The organism is Vibrio sp. 99K-1 (assembly GCF_013114585.1).
Classification (GTDB): Bacteria; Pseudomonadota; Gammaproteobacteria; order Enterobacterales; family Vibrionaceae; genus Vibrio; species Vibrio chagasii_B.
Window position 1 is genome coordinate 14,822 of sequence record NZ_VTXF01000018.1, and the last position, 21,766, is coordinate 36,587.

Genomic DNA, 21,766 nt, shown 5'->3' on the forward strand with positions numbered 1-21,766 from the left:
TCTCCTAGCCTAGATCGCCAAAACGGACTTGTAAGGCAGTAATTGCGGTTAGAGCTGCTGTTTCGGTACGAAGTACACGTGGGCCGAGTAGCGTCTCTTCAAATTTGTATTGTTCTGTCATGCCGATTTCTTCAGCCGACAAGCCACCTTCAGGGCCGATCAATAGGCGTACCTTACTGATAGGTTCTGGAAGGGTATTAATTGAGTATTTTGCACGAGGATGTAAGTTCAGCTTTAATGCTTCACTCGGTTCGCTACACCATTCTTCAAGTTGCATGATAGGGCGAATCACTGGAACTGTATTTCGACCGCACTGCTCACACGCTGCGATCGCAATTTTCTGCCACTGAGCGAGTTTTTTCTCGAAGCGTTTAGCATCTAGTTTAACGCCGCAGCGTTCTGAAATCAGAGGAGTAATGGTATTCACACCAAGCTCTACTGATTTTTGGATTGTGAACTCCATTTTGTCACCACGTGAGATCACTTGCCCCAGATGTAAGTCTAATGGAGATTCACTGCTGCGCTCGATTCGCTCAGTAACATTAACCGTCACATTCTTCTTTGATACTTCAGCAATTGTCGCTGGAAATTCAGCACCACTGCCATCAAAAAGAAGCACTTCTTGACCTTCTTTCATACGAAGGACACGACCAACATGACCCGCGGCATCTTCGCCTAAAGCGAGTGAACCTAACTGATGAATGCGTTCTGGGTGATGGATACGAGGGATTCTCATGCTGGTAAACCTATAAATATGATCATTTGGGTATTTTGTCTCTGCCTAACATGGATGCTTTTAGTTGAAAAAACAAGGGTAGAGCAAGAGTTTCAGGGGCAATTCTGAAACTCTTGTTTGAGACGGCTAGGAATGTGGGTTACGCGAGTGGCGTTATTTACAAGCTGGATAAACAAATGGGTTGTGATTCCCTTGGATGGCATAGATACGCTCATCACGAGTACATTCCCACTCATCGACAGGGAACTGCTTGTTCCACGCCATCATCAGATTGGTTTGCTGTTTAGATAGCTTGAAACCATACTCTTGGCTCATGTAAAGATAAGTTCGAGCGATAGATCCTTTTGCTCTGTCTGGCGGCATCACCTTACGTTGCTTGAAGTTGACCTGCATTTCACACTGACCATAGCTTACTCCATCCATCCCATTCCACTGACTGAAATTGTAGTTGGAGCGATCCCCGTTAACCTCACCAATCGCCGGCGTTAAGTTGTGAAGGTCGGCTTCCATGGATTTGAATATTTTGTCATTGCGGGTGCAGTTCTTGCGTCCACCGTCTTGCCAGCATTGTCGCTGGTGGCCAAATTGCCAAGCGGGAACCACGTGTTCCCACTCAATTCGACTGGCCCGCTTTTGTTGCTTTCGCACTTGATAACCACAGCCTGCAAGATCTGGAATGCCTTTCTTTTTGTCTTTCCAAGTAATGTCACAGCCACAATAGAATGAAGTCGGGTGATCAAGGTAAATCTTCACGGCTTCTTTTTTTGCTTTGGAGAATGAGCTTGGTGGAGCGGCGAAAACGCTTTGGGTTACCAGTAGGCCAAATACTATCGATAAGTAAAAAGACACTGATAGGCCAAATGCTTTTGGAGTGGTTTTATACATAGAAAAAGACTGATAAAAGTATGATAAACATCAGTCTAGCACCCAAAGGATGGATTTCTCCATTACATTTCTATCATGAATTCCATTGAGTGCAGTTTTCTAAATTGGCGAGGGGCGCGATAAAATAAAGCTGGCGCCGAGTCGGGGAGTTAGCTGAGTTGCGTGCCTGTAAAGGCTAAGGTTTGATTACACTGCTGGCAGCGGTAGCTTGACTGGTTACGTAACACCTTGTTGTGACGTCTGATAGAAAGTGGATAAACCGTGCAGGCACAGCGATACTCAAAGGTCTTCCCTTGCACTGAGGATATCTCAAAGCTATGGGTCGTTTTAGCTGGCACGTTGAATACCTTTTCCATCACGTATTTCCATTCATTCCCGTGAGGTCTCACTCGTCCAAAGACTTGATGTGTGATCAGATGTGCCAGTTCATGAGGCACCACCTCGTTAATGAAGGCATCCTCATTCTCGGCGAAGAGTACATGGTTAAGCTTAATTTCATTGAGCTGAAGGTAGGCCTTTCCTGCCGCTTTACCTCTTAACTTGTAAGTCATGGTCGGGCATGGGAATTCACGAGAAAAATGTTGATTAGCGATAGCTAGGCACTCGGCCAATTTCTTATTTGCTCGATGTTGTTGCGGGGTGTAAGACAAACGTTGTTAACTCCAAAAAAGGCCTCAGCGTTTAAGCTAAGGCCTCATCATAACATTGCTCGTTATTCTGGCGATAATTTATAGGTGGTGATTCTTCTTGATGATTTCGTGGTAGGCATGCCATGTACCATAACCAAGTAGCGGCATGGTGACGATCATACCAATGCCGTAGGTTGCAAAGCCCACCAGAATACCGGCACAAATAATACTTGCCCACACCACCATTGCAGGGATGTTGGATTTCACGGCATTGAAGCTGGTGAAGATTGCGCTCATCACATCCACGCGTCTCTCCATCATCAATGGAATAGAAAATGCCGAGATGCTGAAGATTAGGCTGGCGATAACAAATCCAATCACAGAACCCGTGATCAAGAAGGGCGCAAACTCTGCTAATGGTGCGCCTTGTACTGATGGATACAAAGCGTGCAATAGAGCGGCGATACGCATCCAGAATATCATCGCGACCATTAATACAATCGCAAAGGCCCACTGGTGAGTCGAGTTGCGAGTAATGGCTTTCATTGAATGGAATAGGCTGGCGTTGTGCCCTTTTTCTCTTTCCCAGGCTGCGTCATACAAGCCCAGAGCAAGAAAAGGTCCTATCAGCATGTACACAATCAAGCTTGGCATCACCACCAAGTGTGTTCCTTGCCATTGGACAAGTTGAACAATGGCGATTGCCGCTCCCATAAAGCATAAACCGTAAAATGCGCTGATTAATGGCATTCTTACTAAGTCATGCAGAGCAAGCGACAACCAATGAAAGGGTGCGGAAATACTGATTTGGTTGCAAGGAATGGTGCGAGCGTAATCCTTATCGCTGACCTTGTGTTTTTTATCGTTCAGTTCGGATGGGTGCGCGGTACGAGGCATAGATCCCCCTAGTTAAATAACGTCCTAGTTATAATTCCATAAGACTCATCGGTGTGGCTTGTGTGAGAGTTATGGTGTTGAGCTAAATTGCTCTTTGTCATCCCAGTTTTTGTTCTAGCGTGCATTTAACGAGCGTTATCAGACTGAATTAATTTAAGTTAAATGTGAGCTTGATCGCCTAGGAGTTACCTTAACTATTGTCAGTAGTGTTAGAAAACACAAATTATCAGCGGCTTTTTATACTTAGTGGTTATCGGTAAAGAAGGGCGTTAGAGAAAGAAGTAGCCAGTGAAGGTTCGGTAAGTACATAAAAATAAAGCCCTTACTAAGCAGTAAGGGCTTTAAAGAAACAAATCGCAGTGGCTAAATTATTTTAGGCCAGCGAAGTCAGCAAGGATTGCTGCTTTGTCAGTCGCTTCCCAAGGGAACTCTTCGCGACCGAAGTGACCGTATGCTGCAGTCTGCTTGTAGATAGGCTGAAGAAGGTTCAGCATCTCTTGAAGACCGTATGGACGTAGGTCGAAGTTTTGACGAACTGCTTCAATGATGATTTCGTGCGCTACTTTCTCAGTACCGAACGTTTCAACCATGATTGATGTTGGATCCGCAACACCGATAGCGTAAGACAGTTGAATCTCACAACGGTCAGCCATACCAGCTGCAACGATGTTTTTCGCAACGTAACGTGCTGCGTAAGCTGCAGAACGGTCAACCTTTGATGGATCTTTACCAGAGAATGCACCGCCACCGTGACGAGCTGCGCCGCCGTAGGTATCAACGATGATCTTACGACCAGTTAGACCACAGTCACCCATTGGGCCACCGATTACGAAACGGCCTGTTGGGTTGATGAAGAAGTTAGTGTCTTTGTTGATCCACTCTGAAGGAAGTACTGGCTTGATGATCTCTTCCATTACTGCTTCACGTAGGTCAGGTGTTGTTACTGAATCACAGTGTTGAGTAGAAAGAACAACAGCATCGATACCAACGATCTTACCTTGGTCGTACTGGAAAGTAACTTGAGATTTCGCATCTGGGCGAAGGAAGTCTAGCTTGCCGCTCTTACGTACTTCAGCTTGCTTTTTAACAAGAAGGTGAGAGTAAGTGATTGGAGCTGGCATTAGGATTTCAGTTTCGTTAGTCGCGTAACCAAACATGATGCCTTGGTCGCCTGCGCCTTGCTCTTTCGGGTCTGCTTTATCAACACCTTGGTTGATGTCTGGAGACTGCTTACCAATTGTGTTTAGAACGGCACAAGAGTCAGCGTCAAAGCCCATATCAGAGTGAACGTAACCAATTTCACGAACTGTTTCACGAGTGATCTCTTCGATATCAACCCATGCAGAAGTTGTTACTTCACCGCCAACCATAACCATGCCGGTTTTTACGTAAGTCTCACAAGCAACACGTGCTTTTGGATCTTGTTCTAAGATGGCATCAAGAACAGCATCAGAGATTTGGTCTGCAATTTTATCTGGATGACCTTCTGAAACAGATTCAGAAGTGAATAGGTGCTTAGCCATGAGAGCTCCACTTTTAGTTTTTGGTGTAAATAGTTCATGGCGTCGCAAGCTAGGAAGCGCCGCCATTAAATACAGTATATTTTGTAGGTGTTTCTACATCTAGACGTCTATTCTAAATTCCAGCGGTCGAATTACAAGCTCTTTTTTATGATATGCCATAACTAAACGTTTGCGTGTTGGTTGAGATAAGCGGCTGACAAGTGATGTAAATGTTCGAAAATTGCGAAAAATGACCGTTAAAATGCCAGTAAAACGTTTGCAGTCGCAATAGTCGTTTGAGAGAATACCCGCGCTAATTAAAATGAAAACATTAGCACTATCTCTTTTTTAAATCGCTTATGTATCCAGGAGCAGACATGCCTTCTCGTAAAGATCTAGCCAATGCAATCCGCGCACTTAGCATGGACGGTGTTCAACAAGCAAATTCAGGCCACCCAGGCGCACCTATGGGTATGGCTGACATCGCTGAAGTTCTTTGGCGTGGCCACTTGAACCACAACCCAGCAAACCCAGAGTGGGCTGACCGCGACCGTTTTATCCTGTCTAACGGCCATGGTTCAATGTTGATTTACTCTCTGCTTCACCTTGCAGGCTACGAGCTTTCAATTGAAGATCTGAAAAACTTCCGTCAACTACACTCTAAGACTCCTGGTCACCCAGAGTACGGTTACGCTCCTGGTATCGAGACAACGACGGGTCCACTAGGTCAAGGCATCACTAACGCTGTTGGTATGGCAATGGCAGAGAAAGCACTGGCTGCACAGTTCAACAAAGAAGGTCACGACATCGTAGACCACTACACTTATGCATTCATGGGTGATGGCTGTCTGATGGAAGGTATCTCTCACGAAGCATGTTCACTAGCTGGTACGCTAGGTCTTGGTAAGCTGGTTGCTTTCTGGGATGACAACGGTATCTCTATCGATGGTGAAGTGGAAGGTTGGTTCTCTGACGATACTCCTAAGCGTTTTGAAGCATACGGCTGGCACGTAATTCCAGCAGTAGACGGTCACGATCCTGAAGCAATCAATGCAGCTATCGAAGCAGCTAAAGCAGACCCTCGTCCAACGCTTATCTGTACTAAAACTATCATCGGTTTTGGTTCTCCAAACAAAGCAGGTACGCACGACTGCCACGGCGCTCCACTAGGTGCTGATGAAATCACAGCAACTAAAGCAGCGCTTGGCTGGGAACACGGTCCTTTCGAAATCCCAGCAGATATCGCAGCTGAGTGGAATGCGAAAGAAGCGGGCGCAGCAAAAGAAGCGGCGTGGAACGCGAAGTTTGACGCTTACGCAGCGGCTTACCCAGAGCTAGCAGCAGAATTCAAACGTCGTACTAACGGTGAACTTCCAGCACAGTGGGAAGAGAAAGCAAACGCAATCATTGCTGATCTTCAAGCTAACCCTGCAAACATTGCTTCACGTAAAGCATCTCAAAATGCTCTAGAAGCGTTTGGTCAAATGCTTCCAGAATTCATGGGCGGCTCTGCTGACCTAGCGCCTTCGAACCTAACTATGTGGTCCGGCTCTAAGTCTCTAGAAGCAAATGACTTCTCTGGTAACTACATCCACTACGGTGTACGTGAATTCGGTATGACTGCGATCATGAACGGTATCGCTCTGCACGGTGGTTTCGTACCATACGGCGCGACATTCCTAATGTTCATGGAATACGCTCGTAACGCAATGCGTATGGCTGCTCTGATGAAAGTTCAGAACATCCAAGTTTACACGCATGACTCTATCGGTCTTGGCGAAGATGGCCCAACTCACCAACCAGTTGAGCAAATGGCTTCTCTACGTCTGACTCCAAACATGAGCACATGGCGTCCATGTGACCAAGTTGAGTCTGCAGTCGCTTGGAAACTGGCTATCGAACGTAAAGACGGTCCAACGTCTCTAATCTTCTCTCGTCAAAACCTTGCGCAGCAAGAGCGTAGCGAAGAGCAAGTAGCTAACATCGCGAAGGGTGGTTACATCCTGAAAGATTGTGAAGGTAAGCCAGAGCTGATCCTTATCGCTACAGGTTCTGAAGTTGAGCTAGCGGTTAACGCTGCAGCTGAACTAACAGCTGAAGGTAAGAAGGTACGCGTAGTATCTATGCCTGCAACTGACGCATTCGACAAGCAAGACGCTGAGTACCGTGAATCTGTACTTCCATCTGACGTAACAGCTCGTATCGCTATCGAAGCTGGCATCGCTGACTTCTGGTACAAGTATGTTGGTTTTGGTGGCAAGATCATCGGTATGACAACGTTTGGCGAATCTGCACCTGCAGGTGAGCTATTCAAGATGTTCGGTTTCACTACTGAAAACGTAGTAAACACAGCAAAAGAGCTTCTTGCTTAATCATTGCTTGTTAGCCTCGTGCTAACAAGCAATGAAAGAAAAACCGAGCTATCAGGCTCGGTTTTTTTAGTAATATACAAATTTTAGGCTATTCGAATTCATTACCCCAATTGTCCAGCTCTTTAGTGCCACATACTTTACATGTCACGTACCTATCCATGCTGTAGTAGTGGCCGCCATTGATAATTGAGTTAGCAAAAAGCTTAATTCTACCGAGTAAACTTTTGTCGGTATCATAACTGCTTGTCTGGCGAACAAGAATTTCACTATGTGGTGTGTCTTTATTGCATGTCTTGCAAAAATGAGTCGCTGGGTATCCAGACATAACCTTTTCCTTTGGTTGAGAAAACTGGGTTAGAAACAGCCGTAGAACTAGGTAAGACTCATCACTTGAATAACTACATTAATCAAGACTGATAATCAATGCTAATAGATTGCTTTTGTCTAGTTAGACAACTCAACTAATGCCTTTTGGGTAGGATTCAGTTATTATCTGTTGCACGAAATTTTGGTTAGATGTACGGAACTATGCTAAAAGTCGCGATAAACGGATTTGGACGAATAGGGCGTAACGTATTACGCGCTGTTTATGAAAGTGGCAAAAGCCAACAAATCAAAGTAGTAGCTGTCAATGAGCTTGCTCAGCCTGACGCTATGGCTCACCTATTACAGTACGATACCAGCCACGGTCGCTTCGGTAAGAAGATCTCCAACGACCAAGAGCACATCTATGTCCATCATGGCATCGGTGTGGAAGATAAAGGTGAGTTCGATACGATTCGTATTTTACACCTTGCTGATATCGAGTTGCTGCCTTGGCGTGACCTCGAAGTGGACATCGTTCTTGATTGTACTGGTGTTTACGGCTGCCGTGCAGACGGCCTTGCACACATTGCGGCTGGCGCGAAAAAGGTACTGTTCTCACATCCGGGAGCTAATGACCTAGACAACACCATTATCTACGGCGTGAATCACGATACTATCGAAGCCGACCACAGAATCGTTTCTAACGGTTCATGTACCACCAACTGCATCGTTCCTATCATTAAGGTTCTTGATGAAGCCTTTGGCATCGAGTCAGGCACCATAACGACCATTCACTCTTCAATGAATGATCAGCAAGTTATTGATGCTTACCACAGCGACCTTCGCCGTACTCGTGCAGCAAGCCAATCCATTATTCCTGTCGATACCAAACTGCATAAAGGTATTGAAAGAATCTTCCCGAAATTTTCTAACAAGTTCGAAGCAATATCTGTGCGTGTACCGACGGTAAACGTAACAGCGATGGATTTAAGTGTCACAATTAATACGAATGTGAAAGTTAATGACGTAAATCAAACCATTGTTAACGCATCTCAGTGTACATTACACAACATCGTTGACTATACTGAAGCGCCGCTCGTATCCATTGACTTTAATCATGATCCCCATAGCGCGATTGTTGATGGTTCACAAACTCGAGTGAGCAATGGCCACTTAGTGAAAATGCTAGTGTGGTGTGATAATGAATGGGGCTTTGCGAACCGAATGCTGGATACGGTTCTTGCAATGCAAGCTTCAGAAGGCAATAAGTAAGACCTAGAAGCAAATGTGCGGATTATTTATTTTTTAGCTTGAAATAAATGCGAAGTGTCCACATATTATGAGTAGCTAAAGTATTACCAGTTGAATAATTTATAGGCTTAGCAGGGTTGCTGAGTTTCCAAAACTTTATTTTTATTTAAATTTGAGAGGACAAATCATGTCTGTGATCAAGATGACTGACCTGGAACTTGCAGGTAAACGCGTATTTATCCGTGCTGACCTAAACGTACCAGTAAAAGACGGTAAAGTAACTTCAGATGCACGTATCCTAGCATCTCTACCAACTATCAAGCTTTGCCTAGAAGCTGGTGCAAAAGTAATGGTTACTTCTCACCTTGGTCGTCCTACTGAAGGCGAATACAACGAAGAGTTCTCTCTAGCTCCTGTAGTTAACTACCTAAACGACGCACTAGATTGCGAAGTTAAACTAGCTAAAGATTACCTAAACGGCCTAGAGCTAAACGCTGGTGAGCTTGTTGTTCTAGAAAACGTTCGCTTCAACAAAGGCGAGAAGAAAAACGAAGAAGAGCTATCTAAAGCATACGCATCTCTATGTGACATCTTCGTAATGGATGCATTCGGTACGGCTCACCGTGCACAAGCATCTACTCACGGTGTTGGTACTCACGCTCCTGTAGCATGTGCTGGTCCTCTTCTTGCTGCTGAGCTAGAAGCACTAGGTAAAGCAATGGATAACCCAGAGCGTCCACTAGTTGCTATCGTTGGTGGTTCTAAAGTTTCTACTAAACTGACTGTTCTTGAGTCTCTATCTAAAGTTGCAGACCAACTTGTTGTTGGTGGTGGTATTGCAAACACCTTCATCGCTGCTGAAGGCCACAACGTAGGTAAGTCTCTATACGAAGCAGACCTAGTTGACACTGCTAAGAAGCTGATGAAAGAGTGTGCTATTCCAGTAGCGACTGACGTTGCATGTGCTAAAGCATTCGACGAGAACGCAGAAGCTGAAATCAAACACGTATCTGAAGTTGCAGACGACGACATGATCTTCGACCTAGGTCCAGATTCAACTGCAGCTCTAGCTGAAATCATCGGCAACGCAAAAACTATCCTTTGGAACGGCCCTGTAGGCGTATTCGAATTCAAGAACTTCGAAGCGGGTACAGCAGGTATCTCTAAAGCAATCGCTGAGTCTGCAGGTTTCTCTGTAGCAGGTGGTGGTGACACGCTAGCAGCTATCGACAAGTTCGGTATCAAAGCTGACGTTTCTTACATCTCTACTGGCGGCGGCGCTTTCCTTGAGTTCGTTGAAGGTAAAGTACTTCCTGCAGTAGCAATGCTTGAAGAGCGTGCTAAAGCATAATTGATTTAGAAAGGCGAGATGCGAATCTCGCCTTTTAACGTTTGCTGCATATCACACTTTTTTGCTAGAATGGCATAAGTTGTGAGCAAACGATTGCAAGTTTTTAAACTTAAGTTTTTTAATCTTAAAACGATAGAATAAATAGGACTATTTCCATGTCTAAGATTTTCGATTTTGTAAAACCTGGTGTGATTTCTGGCGATGACGTACAGAAAGTATTTGAAGTAGCAAAAGAAAATAAATTTGCTCTTCCTGCTGTAAACGTTGTTGGTACTGACTCTGTAAACGCAGTACTAGAAGCAGCTGCTAAAGTTAAATCTCCAGTAGTTGTTCAGTTCTCTAACGGTGGCGCTGCATTCTTCGCAGGTAAAGGCGTTAAACTTGAAGGTCAAGGTGCACAAATCCTTGGTGCTGTAGCTGGTGCTAAATACGTACACGCTGTAGCTGAAGCTTACGGCGTTCCAGTTATTCTACACACTGACCACGCTGCTAAGAAACTACTTCCATGGATCGACGGTCTACTAGACGCTGGTGAAGAGTTCTTCGCACAAACTGGTAAGCCTCTATTCTCTTCTCACATGCTAGACCTTTCTGAAGAGTCTCTAGAAGAGAACATCGAAACATGTGCTAAATACCTAGAGCGCATGGCTAAAATGAACATGACAATCGAAATCGAACTTGGTTGTACTGGTGGTGAAGAAGACGGCGTTGATAACTCTGATATGGACGCATCTGAGCTTTACACTTCTCCAGAAGACGTAGCATACGCATACGAGAAACTAATGGCTGTTAGCCCACGTTTCACTATCGCTGCTTCTTTCGGTAACGTACACGGTGTTTACCAAGCTGGTAACGTTGTACTTACTCCAACTATCCTACGTGATTCTCAAGCATACTGTGCGGAGAAGTTCGGTATCGCACCTAACGCTCTAAACTTCGTATTCCACGGTGGTTCTGGTTCTTCTGAAGAAGAAATCCAAGAGTCTATCGGCTACGGTGTTATCAAAATGAACATCGATACTGATACACAGTGGGCAACTTGGGATGGTATCCGTCAGTACTCTGCTGATAACTTCGATTTCCTACAAGGTCAAATCGGTAACCCAACTGGCGAAGCTGCGCCAAACAAGAAGTACTACGATCCACGCGTATGGCTACGTGCTGGTCAAGCTTCTATGGTTACTCGTCTTGAGAAAGCATTCGCTGACCTTAACGCTGTAGACGTACTATAATTCTTTGAATTAAGTACTCTTTAAGTTTTAAAAACCCGCTCATCGAGCGGGTTTTTTTGTGTCTGATAAAAAATTGTATTATTTATGTGAAAAACCTAGCGTACGGTGAATAAATTTCGTAGTCTTTTAGTTATCGGTATTTGTGTTTATGCGTAAGCTTCCTTTATTCAAAGGCTTACATAAATATGACTTTGCAATCTGTCAAAGATAGGATATCGTGCCGAAAAACAGGGGATAGACACTCTGTTTCGTAAAAAGGACTTAGCAAGTTTTTACGTTAACGTTATGATTTAATTGTACAAATTAAAGGTGGCGGTTAAATAGTAAGGCTTGGTTTAAGGCAGTTTAGCTCATAGCATATTACATAGAGGATGCACATTATGGCTGAGAGTTCTACAACGATTGAGACCCCGCTTGTGGATGGTCTTTCAAACGCAGAACAGTGGTTAACGAATAACTCAGATTTGTTTATTCAGTACGGTGTAAACATTATATCTGCACTGGTTATTCTGTTTATTGGTAACCTAATCGTAAAGGCTGTAGCGAACAGCGTAGCTAAGGTTCTTCAGAAGAAGAAGATGGACCGAGCGGTTGTTGAGTTCATCCATGGTTTAGTTCGTTACTTGTTGTTTGTTATCGTTCTAATTGCAGCTCTTGGTCGCCTTGGTGTTCAAACTGCATCTGTTGTTGCGGTAATTGGTGCGGCTGGTCTAGCGGTTGGTCTTGCTCTTCAAGGCTCACTATCGAACTTCGCTGCAGGTGTACTGATTGTTGCATTCCGTCCATTTAAATCTGGTGATTACGTAGAAATTGGCGGTGTTGCAGGTTCAGTTGATTCGATTCAAATCTTCCAAACGGTTCTAACAACGCCTGATAACAAAATGGTTGTAGTACCAAACGGAAGCGTTATCGGTAGCCCAATCACTAACTACTCTCGTCATGCGACACGTCGTATCGACCTAATGATCGGTGTTTCTTACGGTGCAGATCTACAAAAGACCAAAGAGCTTTTGACTCAGATATGTGAATCTGACGAGCGTGTATTGAAAGAACCTGGTGTTCAAGTTGGTGTTCACACGCTAGCTGACTCTTCAGTTAACTTCGTGGTTCGCCCATGGGTTAGCACTGCTGAGTACTGGAATGTTTACTTCGACCTAATGCAAGCAATCAAAGAAGGCTTGGATAAAGAAGGTATCGAAATCCCATTCCCACAAATGGATGTTCACATGAACAAAGTTGAGGGCTAATAAAGCTTCGACACGTTGAACAAAAAAAGGCGGATAACCTAAGTTATCCGCCTTTTTTCTTGGAGCAATATTTTCAAACGACTTCTACCAATACTGCTCAATAAGTCCATTGGCGAGTACCGTTGCGATAGCAAACATCATGGTTGCAACGGCGATGTCGATGCCTTTCTTAACATTTGGTTTAGACAGTGTTGGACCAAGTTTTGCTGCTCCCAGTGATAGCGAGTAAAACCAAACGAACGAAGCCAAGATGGTTCCCATAGCAAAAGCAATTCTGTCGTTACCTTCAAACTGTCCGCCAATCGAACCAAGAATCACAACGGTATCCAAATAGAGGTGTGGGTTTAACACAGTTACAGCCAAGGCCCCAAGAATGACTGTGCGTTTACCACGAGCCAGTATCTCTCCTTTTGATTCCTTGTCTGAAGGCGCTTTAAAAGCACTACGCAGCGACAACAAACCATAGACAGTTAGGAAAGCGATACCACCTAGTGTCACTGAAGTGAGCAGGACTTCATTTTGCGACAAGATAGCGCCACCACCAAAGATGCCTAACGAGATAAATAGGGTGTCGAGTAAGCTACAAATCGTTGCTGTGGTTAAATGGTGATTGCGCTTTATCCCTTGATTTAGGACGTACGCATTTTGTGCGCCAATAGGGATAATCATGCTTGCCCCTAGACCAAAACCTTGTAATAAAACCCAAAAACTCATTTTAACCTCCCATTTAATTAACGACACATACTGGTGATAAGGGGAAGATACTCCGCTCCTTGTGATAAGTATAATTAATGATTTTAATCCATTATTAGAGTTGCTAATGTAGAGTGAGGCTTGAGTAAAAAGGGAGCAAAGTGATGCGTGGTTTGGATTATAAATGGATAGAAGCGCTGGATTCCGTGGTTAAACAACGCAGTTTTGAAAGGGCGGCAGAGCAGTTATATATCTCCCAATCAGCAGTGTCGCAGCGCATTAAACAGCTAGAAAAGTGGCTCGCTCAACCTGCATTGGTAAGGGAAAACCCACCCAGACCAACCCCGGCCGGTAAAAAGTTACTAGGGTTATATCGTCGAGTCCGTTTGCTGGAGCATGAACTGGTTCCCGAACTCATGAATGAAGATGGTAATCAGCCCTTATCAATATCCATTGCGACCAACGCGGATAGCTTAGCCACTTGGTTACTGCCTGCTTTGTCGGGTGTGATGAAGTCCCGCCAAGTGGAATTGAATCTTGCTATTCATGGCGAATCGAGAACCATAGAGAAAATCAAAAGTGGTGAAGTGGCAGGTGCTATTAGTTTGGAGTCTCAAGCTATTCCTGGTTGTAGTGCCGACTACCTTGGTCGCATGGATTATGTGTGTGTGGCGAGTCCTGACTTTCATCAACGTTATTTTTCTGAAGGGGTTAATTACACCACATTGAGAAAAGCCCCTGCAGTGTCTTATGATCAATATGACGACCTACATAAGAAGTTTTTGCATGATCATTTTAATGTGCCTAGAGACAGTGTGATCAATCACACGGTCGGTAGCTCAGAAGCATTTGTACGTTTGGCATTGTCGGGTGTTGCCTACTGTTTGATTCCGAGGTTACAGATCATCGAGGAGCTAGAGTCGGGTTCGTTGATTGATATTACCCCCGGTTTTTTATTGTCTTATCGGATTTATTGGCACCATTGGCAGCTTGAAAGTGGGGTACTTAAAGAGATCTCGCAAGCGATCTTGAGTTTTGCTCACGAACATCTACCACAGTAAGTTGGCGGTTTTTTCAGCGTCAAAGTTCTGTTAGAAGTGTGGCGTCTGGATTGGATAAGCGACAAATTACTCTATGATGAAAAGACATTTGTTTAGCATAGGTCTCCCCCCCATGAAGTTTGTACCAAAGATGTTAGCAACCTCTCTTGCCCTTACTGCTGCGTTGAGCGCTGTGAGCTTTTCTGCATTGGCTAACTCGCCATCTTTTCCGCATATTTCTACCACCGGTTATGGAGAAGTAATCGCGACGCCTGATATGGCGACGTTTTCGGTCAGAGTTGTAGAGTCAACGATGACGGCAGAACAAGCTAAAATCACCGTTGATAAAGTGGTAACCGGTTTTCTTAACAAGCTGCACCAAGCCGGTGTTGATGAGGCGAGTGTACACAGCTCTAACCTATACCTAGCACCTCAGTATCACTATCCAAAAGACGGCAAGCCAGAGTTAGTCGGTTACCGAGCTTCACGTAATGTGACGGTCGAAGTAAAAGAGTTATCGAATCTCAATGAGTATATGGATATTGCTATTGCTCAAGGGATTAACCAGATCGATAACATCCAATTGCAAGTGCGTGACCAGGCGAAATACCAAGAACAAGCGCGTTTAGAAGCCATCAAAGACGCAAGAGCGAAAGCGAAATCATTAGCGACGGGTTTTGAGCGTGAGCTTGGTGACGTTTGGCGTGTGGATTACAACGCACAGTCTTCTCAGCCGGTATTAATGCGTTCTATGGCAATGGATGCGAGAACAGAATCTAACTCTTATGAAGACTCAACGATCACTATTCGTGATCGTGTCAATGTGATCTATCGGCTTGAAGAGTAATTAGATCATCATGATCTAATTGCCTACCATAGGCCAAATACTAAAAAGGCCCTCGTAATGAGAGCCTTTTTGTTTTTCTAATATCGAGTTCGATGATTAGTGAAGTAGACGAGCACGGATGGTGCCTTCGATCTCTTTCAGTTTAAGCAACGCTTCTTCTGAACGGTCCGCTTCTACATCGATAACTACATAACCCATATCAGCCGCAGTCTGTAGGTACTGACCCGCGATGTTGATGCCTTCTTCAGCGAAGATGGTGTTGATCTGAGTTAGGATACCAGGGCGGTTTTCGTGAATGTGCAGTAAACGAGACGTGCCTGTATGTAGTGGCAATGATACCTCTGGGAAGTTAACACTTGATAGAGTAGAGCCGTTATCAGAGTATTTCGCTAGCTTGCCAGCCACTTCAACGCCGATGTTCTCTTGCGCTTCTTGAGTAGAACCACCTACGTGAGGTGTAAGAATCACGTTATCGAACTGCATCAATGGAGACTCAAATGGGTCAGCATTGGTTTTTGGTTCGGTTGGGAATACATCGATAGCTGCACCAGCAAGGTGGCCAGAATCTAGAGCACCACACAGAGCAGGAATATCGACTACAGTGCCACGCGCTGCATTGATAAAGATAGAGCCTGGCTTCATACGCTCGAACTCTTCTTTACCCATCATGTTCTTGGTTTCGTTAGTTTCTGGAACGTGCAAAGAGATCACATCACACTTGTTCAACAGTTCTGTCATGGTGTGAACTTGCGTTGCGTTACCCAAAGACAGCTTGTTTTCAATATCGTAGAAGTAAACACGCATACCAAGGTTTTCTGCAATAATACCAAGCTGAGTACCAATGTGACCGTAACCGATAATACCTAAACGCTTACCACGAGCTTCGTAAGAGTTGTCTGCACTCTTTTTCCAGATGCCACGGTGCGCAAGAGCGTTCTTTTCTGGGATGCCACGCAGTAGTAGTAGAACCTGACCAAGAACCAGTTCCGCAACGCTTCGCGTATTTGAGAATGGTGCGTTGAAGACAGGTACGCCACGTTTTGCAGCCGCTTCAAGGTTTACTTGGTTAGTACCGATACAGAAACAACCGATAGCAACCAATTTTTCAGCAGCATCAATCACTTCTTGGGAAAGGTTTGTGCGAGAACGAATACCGATGAAGTGAGCATCTTTAACTGCTTCAAGTAGTTCATCTTCAGGTAGTGAGCCTTTGTGGTACTCAATATTTGTGTAACCAGCGGCTTGAAGTACTTCTACTGAAGAAGGGTGAAGACCTTCTAGAAGTAGAATTTTTATTTTTTCTTTTTCCAGTGAAACTTTGGCCATTGTTCTCGTCCTTAAAATGGAAAGGTTGGGCAAATGCGGCGCACGTGCTACAAAATGGCTGAAAGGGGAACAAACTCACCACTTTGTTAGGAGACAAACGTTTTCCCTGTGCGTCTTCTGAACAATAAAGTAACAAAAAAAAAATGTTTTGGGTAAGAAAATTACGGAATAAGACATAATTTTACAGGTGCAAAGCAAAAAAAACGGCGCCCTTGGGCACCGTATGTAATGAAGTAACAGAAAAACTCAATCTTCTATTATTTATTCTTCGATTTTTGCACCTTCAGGGGTACCTGTGATAACCACATCTGCACCACGGTGTGCGAATAGGCCAACCGTTACCACACCAGCAATACCATTGATGATGTCTTCTAGCTGTTTCGGGTTTTCAATCGCCATGCCGTAAACATCTAGGATCACGTTGCCGTTATCCGTTGTACAACCTTCACGGTAAACCGGGTCACCACCAAGCTTAACTAGCTCACGCGCAACGTATGAACGCGCCATTGGGATAACTTCTACCGGTAGAGGGAATTTACCCAGTACATCAACAGCTTTCGTGCCATCAACAATACATACAAATTTATCAGAGATAGCCGCTACGATTTTTTCACGAGTTAGAGCTGCACCGCCGCCCTTGATCATATCGCGAGTTGGGTTGATCTCGTCTGCGCCATCAACATAGATGTCTAGCTTAGCAACATCATTACACTCATACACTTTGATCTCTAGCTTTTCTAGGCGTTGCGTTGAAGCAACAGAGCTTGAAACTGCACCTTTGATTTTGTCTTTCATTGTGCCCAGTGCGTCGATGAAGTGATTTACTGTAGAGCCAGTACCAACACCTACAATGCTGCCTTCTTCAACATATTTAAGTGCTGCCCAACCAGCTGCTTTTTTCATTTCATCTTGAGTCATGCCATTCTCCTGAATAAGATCTTGCGCTTTGAATTAGTCGTTTGCGTATTGAAGTTAACGTTTGTATATCAAGGTTAACGTTTGCGGCGGGATTATAGCGCTTTAATGGTTACTTTCCCATTGCCAAGTTTTACTCGGAGTCACGATTTTAGGTAAGGGAATGTCCCATTCCTCAATCGGTAGAGTATCGACATGTTGGCAATCGTGAGCCAAACCAATTGGAGTTGCACCTTCGCCGGTCGCAAACCACTTCGCTAGGGTGCGATCGTAATATCCGCCGCCCATACCTAAGCGGTGACCATGAGAGTCAAAGCCGACAAGGGGCGTCAGGATGAGGTCGAGTTGCTGACAAGGTTTCACCAACGTTTGATTAAGCTGGGGTTCTACAATGCCGTACTTATTTAAAACAGTGGGTGTGGTTTGAGAGTAGTGCAGAAACAACAGGTGTCCGTCAGAGAACGGGTGTAATACAGGTAAATAAGTTTGCTTACCTTGCGACCATAACCACTCGATTAAAGGTTGGGTATCAAGTTCACCATCGATCGAGATATAAAGTGCGATATGTTGAGCAGACCGAATGTCATCGAGTTGAGCGCACTGCTTAACTAAGTCTAAACCGGATTGAGCTTGTTGTTCGTTAGATAGGGAGTTGCGTTTAATGCGGATCTGTTTGCGAAATTCGCTGCGTGTGAGCGTCTTCATAAGAAGGGATACCCCAAAGTGCCGTTGAGAATAGATGGCCCTTGAACCAGCGAGTTCAAGGCGGATCAGCAATGATTACCGTAGGCTTCTCGGTCGGGCCGAGCATGCTCAATAGCACTCAAGTACTAACCCTTAGGGATTGCTTATCGGCTCGGGGACGTGAATCCTCTGACAAACACTCCAGGGTAAATTTTGTGTACGCTATTGCTGTCCGTGCTTAACCTTACTGAGAACATCTGAAAGTGATGTTGTGAGCTGTTCCATTCGCTCGGTCAGTGCGTTTTGTTCGTCATTTGCTTCAAATTTCTTAGTTTGTAATTCATAGCAAATGTTCAGAGCTGCGATAGTCAGCAGCTTCACTTCATTGGTTACCTTAGTACGTTCAGCCATCTCTTTCAATCGATTATCAAGATCGGCCGCCGCTGCAATCAATGACTCTTCTTGCCCTGGTGGACAATTCACTCGAGTCAGTTTTCCTAATATTTCAACGTCTACCGCTTGATTACTCATGATGGATGAACTCTTTAACGCGCTATTTTAAGGCTGTTGCTCTTCGTTATTTTCTTGAAACAAAAAGTGCAAGTACCGATGAGGAAGCAATCTCCTCTGAGGGAGAAACTATAGGTAAACCGCTATTAAGATTCAAGCTTTTCAGAGTGACTGTTTGTAAATGAGAGCTTGAGCACACAGTAATTCAGCAAATTGAACAATTGGTAGTCAGTCATTCTTTAATTGCTAGGGATCGATGCTTACCAGAATTGGGGTGAAGTGGTACGATTATACTATCGATATAAAGAATAACTGAGCGAGCTATCTGATGAGCGAAACTACTTTACCTGATTACCTAACGGTTGCGACTGAACTTCAATCGGCAAGTCTAGCCGTAACCCCTGCTGAGATGCATGGTTTATTGACGGGTATGTTAAGCGGAGGCTTAAGCCTAGCAGATAAGAGCTGGCAGCCACTGATCTTTGATTACACCAACGAAGGTATGGGTTGGCCGGATCGCGCATTAACGTTAGCGGAAGCGACATTGAAAGTAACCACTAGTGAGATTACGGGTTCAGGCATGGAATTGTCTATGCTACTGCCTGATGAAGACGCAAGTGCGAGCCTGTTTGATTTAGCTGACGGTGTGTCTGATTGGATCAACCACTTCATCTCTGGTTTAGGACTAGTTGGCGCTCAGTTAAATAAGGCGTCGGAAGGCACTAAAGAAGCTCTGGCTGATCTTGAAGAGATGGCAAAGCTAGGTATTGATGAAGATGATGACCTAGAAGAGCAAGCGCAACTTCTAGAGCACGTTATTGAGCACGTAAAAGCCTGTGCATTAACCATTCATGCTGAGTTTGGTGCACGCCCATCTGAAGATGTAGCTCCAACCATTCACTAATCGTTTGCCAGTTTGAGGTTATGATGGCTCAGTATGATGTTGTAATTGCTGGTGGTGCGATGGCAGGGGCGACTTTAGCTCTGGCTTTGAATCACCTAAGCCAAGGTTCGCTGTCGATTGCGGTAGTGGAACCTTATCAGGTTGATCATCAAGCTCATCCTGGGTTTGATTCTCGTTCTATTGCTTTGTCTTACGGCACAGTACAGATCCTCGATTCATTGCAGTTGTGGCAATCGATCGCTCCTGTCGCTACCCCGATTAAAGATATTCATGTCTCGGATCGTGGGCATGCAGGGATGACCGATATTTACAGCGAAGATCTTGCGGTTGATGCGCTTGGTTATGTGGTCGAGTTGGCGGATGTCGGTCGAATCTATCAGCAAAAGCTGGAGTCAGAAGAGGCAATTACGATGCTGTGCCCTGACTCAGTAGCGAAAATTGAGCGCAGTGATTTACTGACGACCATTGACCTTAACAGCGGGCAAACTATTACTACTAGGTTGTTGGTTGCAGCTGACGGAGCGATCTCTACCTGCTGCCAACAACTGAATATTTCGTTGAGCGAGCATGACTTTGAGCAAGTGGCTGTCATTGCCAATATTGTGGCGAGCGAGCCGCATCAAGGTCGCGCTTTTGAGCGTTTTACTCATCATGGGCCAGTTGCTTTATTACCGATGACGGACAACCGCCTATCGCTAGTTTGGTGCTTACCGCCAGAACAAGCTGATAAAGTCATGACTTTAAACGACAGCCAGTTCCTTGAACAGTTGCAGATCGACTTTGGTTGGCGACTAGGCCGTTTAGAGAAGGTGGGCAAGCGTGCGAGCTATCCTCTGATTCTTCGTCACCGACAACAAAATATCTCTCATCGATTTGCGATTGTCGGCAATGCCGCTCAAACTCTTCACCCGATCGCGGGTCAGGGTTTTAACCTTGGTATTCGTGATGTGGCTTCTTTAGCCGAAGAGTTGTGTACTCAGTTGGATGATGTTGGCCGATACACTGGTCTTGTTAACTTTAGAAAACGTAGAGAACAGGACAGAGGGGCGACGATTACACTGACATCGAGCCTTGTACACCTATTCTCAAATGATTTTTTAACCGCTCGTCTCGGGCGCAACCTTGGGTTAGCTGTTATGGATAACCTTCCACCACTTAAAGGTCCACTTTTGCGTCATACGCTTGGCCTAGTAGAAAGATAAGGTAGATAAATAATGATGCAAAGTGTTGATATCGCGATTGTTGGTGGAGGCATGGTTGGGCTTGCACTTGCGGCTGCTTTAAAAGACAGCGACCTGAGAATCGCTGTGATTGAAGGCAGAGCGCCTAGTGAAGGGCTGAATGAACTGCCAGACGTACGAGTTTCTGCATTGAGCCGTTCTAGTGAAGTGATTTTGCGTAATCTAGGTGCGTGGCAGGGAATTGAGCAAAGACGTGCAGCCCCTTATCAAGCGATGGAAGTATGGGAACAAGATAGCTTCGCACGTATTGAATTTGATTCAACGCGTTTAGCGCAACCGAACCTCGGTCATATTGTTGAGAACCGTGTGATTCAATTAGCCTTGCTTGAGCAAGTGAAGAAGCAAGACAATGTGAGCCTGTACATGCCTGCAACGTGCAAAACAATGGCAATTGGTGAAAGTGAAGCATGGCTGACTTTAGATAACGGTCAAGCACTAACGGCTAAACTCGTTGTGGGTGCGGATGGAGCTAACTCTTGGGTTCGCAAGCAGCAAGATATTCCGCTCACGCATTGGGATTATGGACACAGTGCAATTGTTGCTAATGTTAAAACCGCAGAACCGCATCATAGTGTGGCTCGTCAAATATTTACGCCACAGGGTCCGTTGGCATTCTTACCAATGCAACCGAGCAACATGAGCTCGATTGTTTGGTCTACTGAGCCTAATCGTGCCGAGAACCTCGTATCAATGTCGGATGCTGAATTCAATAAGCAGTTAACAGCTGAGTTCGATGCAAAGCTTGGCTTATGTGAAGTGGTTGGTGAGCGTTTTGCTTTCCCATTACGCATGCGATATGCGCGTGACTTCGCAGTAGAACGCGTAGCTTTGGTGGGTGATGCAGCGCATACCATTCACCCGCTTGCAGGGCAGGGCGTTAACCTTGGTTTGTTAGATGCAGCCAGCCTAGCACAAGAGCTATTAAAGCTTTGGGCAGCAGGTGAAGACATTGGTACCAAGCGTAACTTACGTGGTTATGAGCGCTGGAGAAAAGCAGAAGCGGCGAAGATGATTGCTTCGATGCAGGGCTTTAAAGATCTGTTTGAAGGCGATAACCCAGCTAAGAAGCTGATTCGTGGCATAGGTATGAAGCTTGCGGGTCAGTTGCCTGGTGCAAAAGATGAAATTATGAAGCGAGCTCTGGGTCTTGCGGGTAATCTTCCTGATCTGGCAAAGCGCCCTGTGATTCATCGATAAC

21 protein-coding genes and 1 other RNA gene are annotated in these 21,766 nt (G+C 45.0%); 10 read left to right on the forward strand and 12 right to left on the reverse strand.

Annotated elements, in window-relative coordinates; translation table 11 throughout:
• Positions 1 to 4: 4 nt before the first annotated feature.
• The 5 genes from rsmE to metK all read right to left on the reverse strand — a co-directional run bounded on the left by rsmE (position 5) and on the right by metK (position 4,670).
• Positions 5 to 736, reverse strand: a complete 732-nt coding sequence (rsmE, locus tag F0228_RS15100) for a 16S rRNA (uracil(1498)-N(3))-methyltransferase (protein ID WP_061032418.1) — start codon at positions 734 to 736, stop codon at positions 5 to 7.
• 153 nt (positions 737 to 889) lie between these two features.
• The gene (locus F0228_RS15105; RefSeq protein WP_008223584.1) at positions 890 to 1,621 is read right to left on the reverse strand and encodes an endonuclease; all 732 of its coding nucleotides are present in this window, start codon (positions 1,619 to 1,621) and stop codon (positions 890 to 892) included.
• 149 nt (positions 1,622 to 1,770) lie between these two features.
• Entirely contained in the window at positions 1,771 to 2,271 is a 501-nt protein-coding gene (locus tag F0228_RS15110; RefSeq protein WP_061032419.1) for a SprT family zinc-dependent metalloprotease, read from the reverse strand.
• A 78-nt stretch (positions 2,272 to 2,349) separates the two neighbouring features.
• Entirely contained in the window at positions 2,350 to 3,147 is a 798-nt protein-coding gene (locus F0228_RS15115; protein ID WP_008223581.1) for a DUF2189 domain-containing protein, read from the reverse strand.
• A 368-nt stretch (positions 3,148 to 3,515) separates the two neighbouring features.
• Positions 3,516 to 4,670, reverse strand: a complete 1,155-nt coding sequence (gene metK, locus F0228_RS15120) for a methionine adenosyltransferase (protein ID WP_004738986.1) — start codon at positions 4,668 to 4,670, stop codon at positions 3,516 to 3,518.
• A 356-nt stretch (positions 4,671 to 5,026) separates the two neighbouring features.
• On the opposite strand from metK, the gene tkt reads away from it, so the two are divergent.
• Positions 5,027 to 7,021, forward strand: a complete 1,995-nt coding sequence (gene tkt, locus F0228_RS15125; RefSeq protein ID WP_061032420.1) for a transketolase — start codon at positions 5,027 to 5,029, stop codon at positions 7,019 to 7,021.
• 88 nt (positions 7,022 to 7,109) lie between these two features.
• Here tkt and F0228_RS15130 read toward each other — a convergent pair whose 3' ends face one another.
• Complete coding sequence (locus F0228_RS15130) at positions 7,110 to 7,346, reverse strand: hypothetical protein (protein ID WP_116871628.1); 237 nt, start codon at positions 7,344 to 7,346, stop codon at positions 7,110 to 7,112.
• Between the two features lie 203 nt (positions 7,347 to 7,549).
• Between F0228_RS15130 and epd the strand changes: the two genes are divergently transcribed.
• The 4 genes from epd to mscS all read left to right on the forward strand — a co-directional run bounded on the left by epd (position 7,550) and on the right by mscS (position 12,408).
• On the forward strand, positions 7,550 to 8,599 hold the full coding sequence (epd, locus tag F0228_RS15135; RefSeq protein ID WP_171762405.1) for an erythrose-4-phosphate dehydrogenase: 1,050 nt from the start codon (positions 7,550 to 7,552) through the stop codon (positions 8,597 to 8,599).
• A 166-nt stretch (positions 8,600 to 8,765) separates the two neighbouring features.
• Complete coding sequence (locus F0228_RS15140) at positions 8,766 to 9,929, forward strand: phosphoglycerate kinase (RefSeq protein WP_061032422.1); 1,164 nt, start codon at positions 8,766 to 8,768, stop codon at positions 9,927 to 9,929.
• 155 nt (positions 9,930 to 10,084) lie between these two features.
• Positions 10,085 to 11,161 (forward strand): class II fructose-bisphosphate aldolase, encoded by a 1,077-nt coding sequence (gene fbaA, locus F0228_RS15145; protein ID WP_061032423.1) that lies wholly within the window; start codon positions 10,085 to 10,087, stop codon positions 11,159 to 11,161.
• 380 nt (positions 11,162 to 11,541) lie between these two features.
• Positions 11,542 to 12,408, forward strand: a complete 867-nt coding sequence (gene mscS, locus F0228_RS15150) for a small-conductance mechanosensitive channel MscS (RefSeq protein WP_061032424.1) — start codon at positions 11,542 to 11,544, stop codon at positions 12,406 to 12,408.
• An 84-nt stretch (positions 12,409 to 12,492) separates the two neighbouring features.
• Here the strand turns inward: mscS and F0228_RS15155 are convergent, their stop codons facing one another.
• Entirely contained in the window at positions 12,493 to 13,122 is a 630-nt protein-coding gene (locus tag F0228_RS15155; protein ID WP_171731458.1) for a LysE/ArgO family amino acid transporter, read from the reverse strand.
• A gap of 143 nt (positions 13,123 to 13,265) precedes the next feature.
• On the opposite strand from F0228_RS15155, the gene F0228_RS15160 reads away from it, so the two are divergent.
• The gene (locus F0228_RS15160; RefSeq protein ID WP_171762406.1) at positions 13,266 to 14,162 is read left to right on the forward strand and encodes a LysR family transcriptional regulator ArgP; all 897 of its coding nucleotides are present in this window, start codon (positions 13,266 to 13,268) and stop codon (positions 14,160 to 14,162) included.
• Between the two features lie 112 nt (positions 14,163 to 14,274).
• Positions 14,275 to 14,988: an oxidative stress defense protein gene (locus tag F0228_RS15165; RefSeq protein WP_171762407.1), complete on the forward strand. Its 714-nt coding sequence runs from the start codon at positions 14,275 to 14,277 to the stop codon at positions 14,986 to 14,988.
• A gap of 96 nt (positions 14,989 to 15,084) precedes the next feature.
• Here F0228_RS15165 and serA read toward each other — a convergent pair whose 3' ends face one another.
• The 5 genes from serA to zapA form a co-directional block, all read right to left on the reverse strand.
• Positions 15,085 to 16,314 (reverse strand): phosphoglycerate dehydrogenase, encoded by a 1,230-nt coding sequence (gene serA / locus F0228_RS15170; protein ID WP_061032428.1) that lies wholly within the window; start codon positions 16,312 to 16,314, stop codon positions 15,085 to 15,087.
• 261 nt (positions 16,315 to 16,575) lie between these two features.
• The gene (gene rpiA / locus F0228_RS15175) at positions 16,576 to 17,232 is read right to left on the reverse strand and encodes a ribose-5-phosphate isomerase RpiA (RefSeq protein WP_171762408.1); all 657 of its coding nucleotides are present in this window, start codon (positions 17,230 to 17,232) and stop codon (positions 16,576 to 16,578) included.
• A gap of 102 nt (positions 17,233 to 17,334) precedes the next feature.
• Positions 17,335 to 17,934 carry a 5-formyltetrahydrofolate cyclo-ligase gene (locus F0228_RS15180; protein WP_171762409.1) on the reverse strand — a complete coding sequence of 200 codons (600 nt, stop codon included), beginning with the start codon at positions 17,932 to 17,934 and terminating at the stop codon, positions 17,335 to 17,337.
• 6 nt (positions 17,935 to 17,940) lie between these two features.
• Positions 17,941 to 18,124, reverse strand: a non-coding RNA gene (ssrS, locus tag F0228_RS15185) — 6S RNA.
• 11 nt (positions 18,125 to 18,135) lie between these two features.
• Positions 18,136 to 18,444: a cell division protein ZapA gene (zapA, locus tag F0228_RS15190; RefSeq protein ID WP_004735366.1), complete on the reverse strand. Its 309-nt coding sequence runs from the start codon at positions 18,442 to 18,444 to the stop codon at positions 18,136 to 18,138.
• Between the two features lie 307 nt (positions 18,445 to 18,751).
• Between zapA and F0228_RS15195 the strand changes: the two genes are divergently transcribed.
• Genes F0228_RS15195 through F0228_RS15205 form a run of 3 tightly spaced genes read left to right on the forward strand, consistent with a single transcriptional unit; the run spans position 18,752 to position 21,765 of the window.
• Positions 18,752 to 19,327, forward strand: a complete 576-nt coding sequence (locus F0228_RS15195; protein ID WP_004739012.1) for a YecA family protein — start codon at positions 18,752 to 18,754, stop codon at positions 19,325 to 19,327.
• Positions 19,328 to 19,350: 23 nt separating this feature from the next.
• On the forward strand, positions 19,351 to 20,529 hold the full coding sequence (ubiH, locus tag F0228_RS15200) for a 2-octaprenyl-6-methoxyphenyl hydroxylase (protein WP_105057602.1): 1,179 nt from the start codon (positions 19,351 to 19,353) through the stop codon (positions 20,527 to 20,529).
• A gap of 12 nt (positions 20,530 to 20,541) precedes the next feature.
• Positions 20,542 to 21,765, forward strand: coding sequence for an FAD-dependent 2-octaprenylphenol hydroxylase (locus tag F0228_RS15205; RefSeq protein ID WP_105057601.1), 1,224 nt, complete (start codon positions 20,542 to 20,544; stop codon positions 21,763 to 21,765).
• Position 21,766: the final 1 nt, after the last annotated feature.

Excerpts from the sequence above, each read along its gene's own strand:
- rsmE (WP_061032418.1), bottom strand. The coding sequence starts at position 736 with ATGAGAATCCCTCGTATCCATCACCCAGAACGCATTCATCAGTTAGGT.
- F0228_RS15105 (WP_008223584.1), bottom strand. The coding sequence starts at position 1,621 with ATGTATAAAACCACTCCAAAAGCATTTGGCCTATCAGTGTCTTTTTAC.
- F0228_RS15115 (WP_008223581.1), bottom strand. The coding sequence starts at position 3,147 with ATGCCTCGTACCGCGCACCCATCCGAACTGAACGATAAAAAACACAAG.
- metK (WP_004738986.1), bottom strand. The coding sequence starts at position 4,670 with ATGGCTAAGCACCTATTCACTTCTGAATCTGTTTCAGAAGGTCATCCA.
- tkt (WP_061032420.1), top strand. The coding sequence starts at position 5,027 with ATGCCTTCTCGTAAAGATCTAGCCAATGCAATCCGCGCACTTAGCATG.
- F0228_RS15130 (WP_116871628.1), bottom strand. The coding sequence starts at position 7,346 with ATGTCTGGATACCCAGCGACTCATTTTTGCAAGACATGCAATAAAGAC.
- epd (WP_171762405.1), top strand. The coding sequence starts at position 7,550 with ATGCTAAAAGTCGCGATAAACGGATTTGGACGAATAGGGCGTAACGTA.
- F0228_RS15140 (WP_061032422.1), top strand. The coding sequence starts at position 8,766 with ATGTCTGTGATCAAGATGACTGACCTGGAACTTGCAGGTAAACGCGTA.
- fbaA (WP_061032423.1), top strand. The coding sequence starts at position 10,085 with ATGTCTAAGATTTTCGATTTTGTAAAACCTGGTGTGATTTCTGGCGAT.
- mscS (WP_061032424.1), top strand. The coding sequence starts at position 11,542 with ATGGCTGAGAGTTCTACAACGATTGAGACCCCGCTTGTGGATGGTCTT.
- F0228_RS15155 (WP_171731458.1), bottom strand. The coding sequence starts at position 13,122 with ATGAGTTTTTGGGTTTTATTACAAGGTTTTGGTCTAGGGGCAAGCATG.
- F0228_RS15160 (WP_171762406.1), top strand. The coding sequence starts at position 13,266 with ATGCGTGGTTTGGATTATAAATGGATAGAAGCGCTGGATTCCGTGGTT.
- F0228_RS15165 (WP_171762407.1), top strand. The coding sequence starts at position 14,275 with ATGAAGTTTGTACCAAAGATGTTAGCAACCTCTCTTGCCCTTACTGCT.
- serA (WP_061032428.1), bottom strand. The coding sequence starts at position 16,314 with ATGGCCAAAGTTTCACTGGAAAAAGAAAAAATAAAAATTCTACTTCTA.
- rpiA (WP_171762408.1), bottom strand. The coding sequence starts at position 17,232 with ATGACTCAAGATGAAATGAAAAAAGCAGCTGGTTGGGCAGCACTTAAA.
- F0228_RS15180 (WP_171762409.1), bottom strand. The coding sequence starts at position 17,934 with ATGAAGACGCTCACACGCAGCGAATTTCGCAAACAGATCCGCATTAAA.
- zapA (WP_004735366.1), bottom strand. The coding sequence starts at position 18,444 with ATGAGTAATCAAGCGGTAGACGTTGAAATATTAGGAAAACTGACTCGA.
- F0228_RS15195 (WP_004739012.1), top strand. The coding sequence starts at position 18,752 with ATGAGCGAAACTACTTTACCTGATTACCTAACGGTTGCGACTGAACTT.
- ubiH (WP_105057602.1), top strand. The coding sequence starts at position 19,351 with ATGGCTCAGTATGATGTTGTAATTGCTGGTGGTGCGATGGCAGGGGCG.
- F0228_RS15205 (WP_105057601.1), top strand. The coding sequence starts at position 20,542 with ATGATGCAAAGTGTTGATATCGCGATTGTTGGTGGAGGCATGGTTGGG.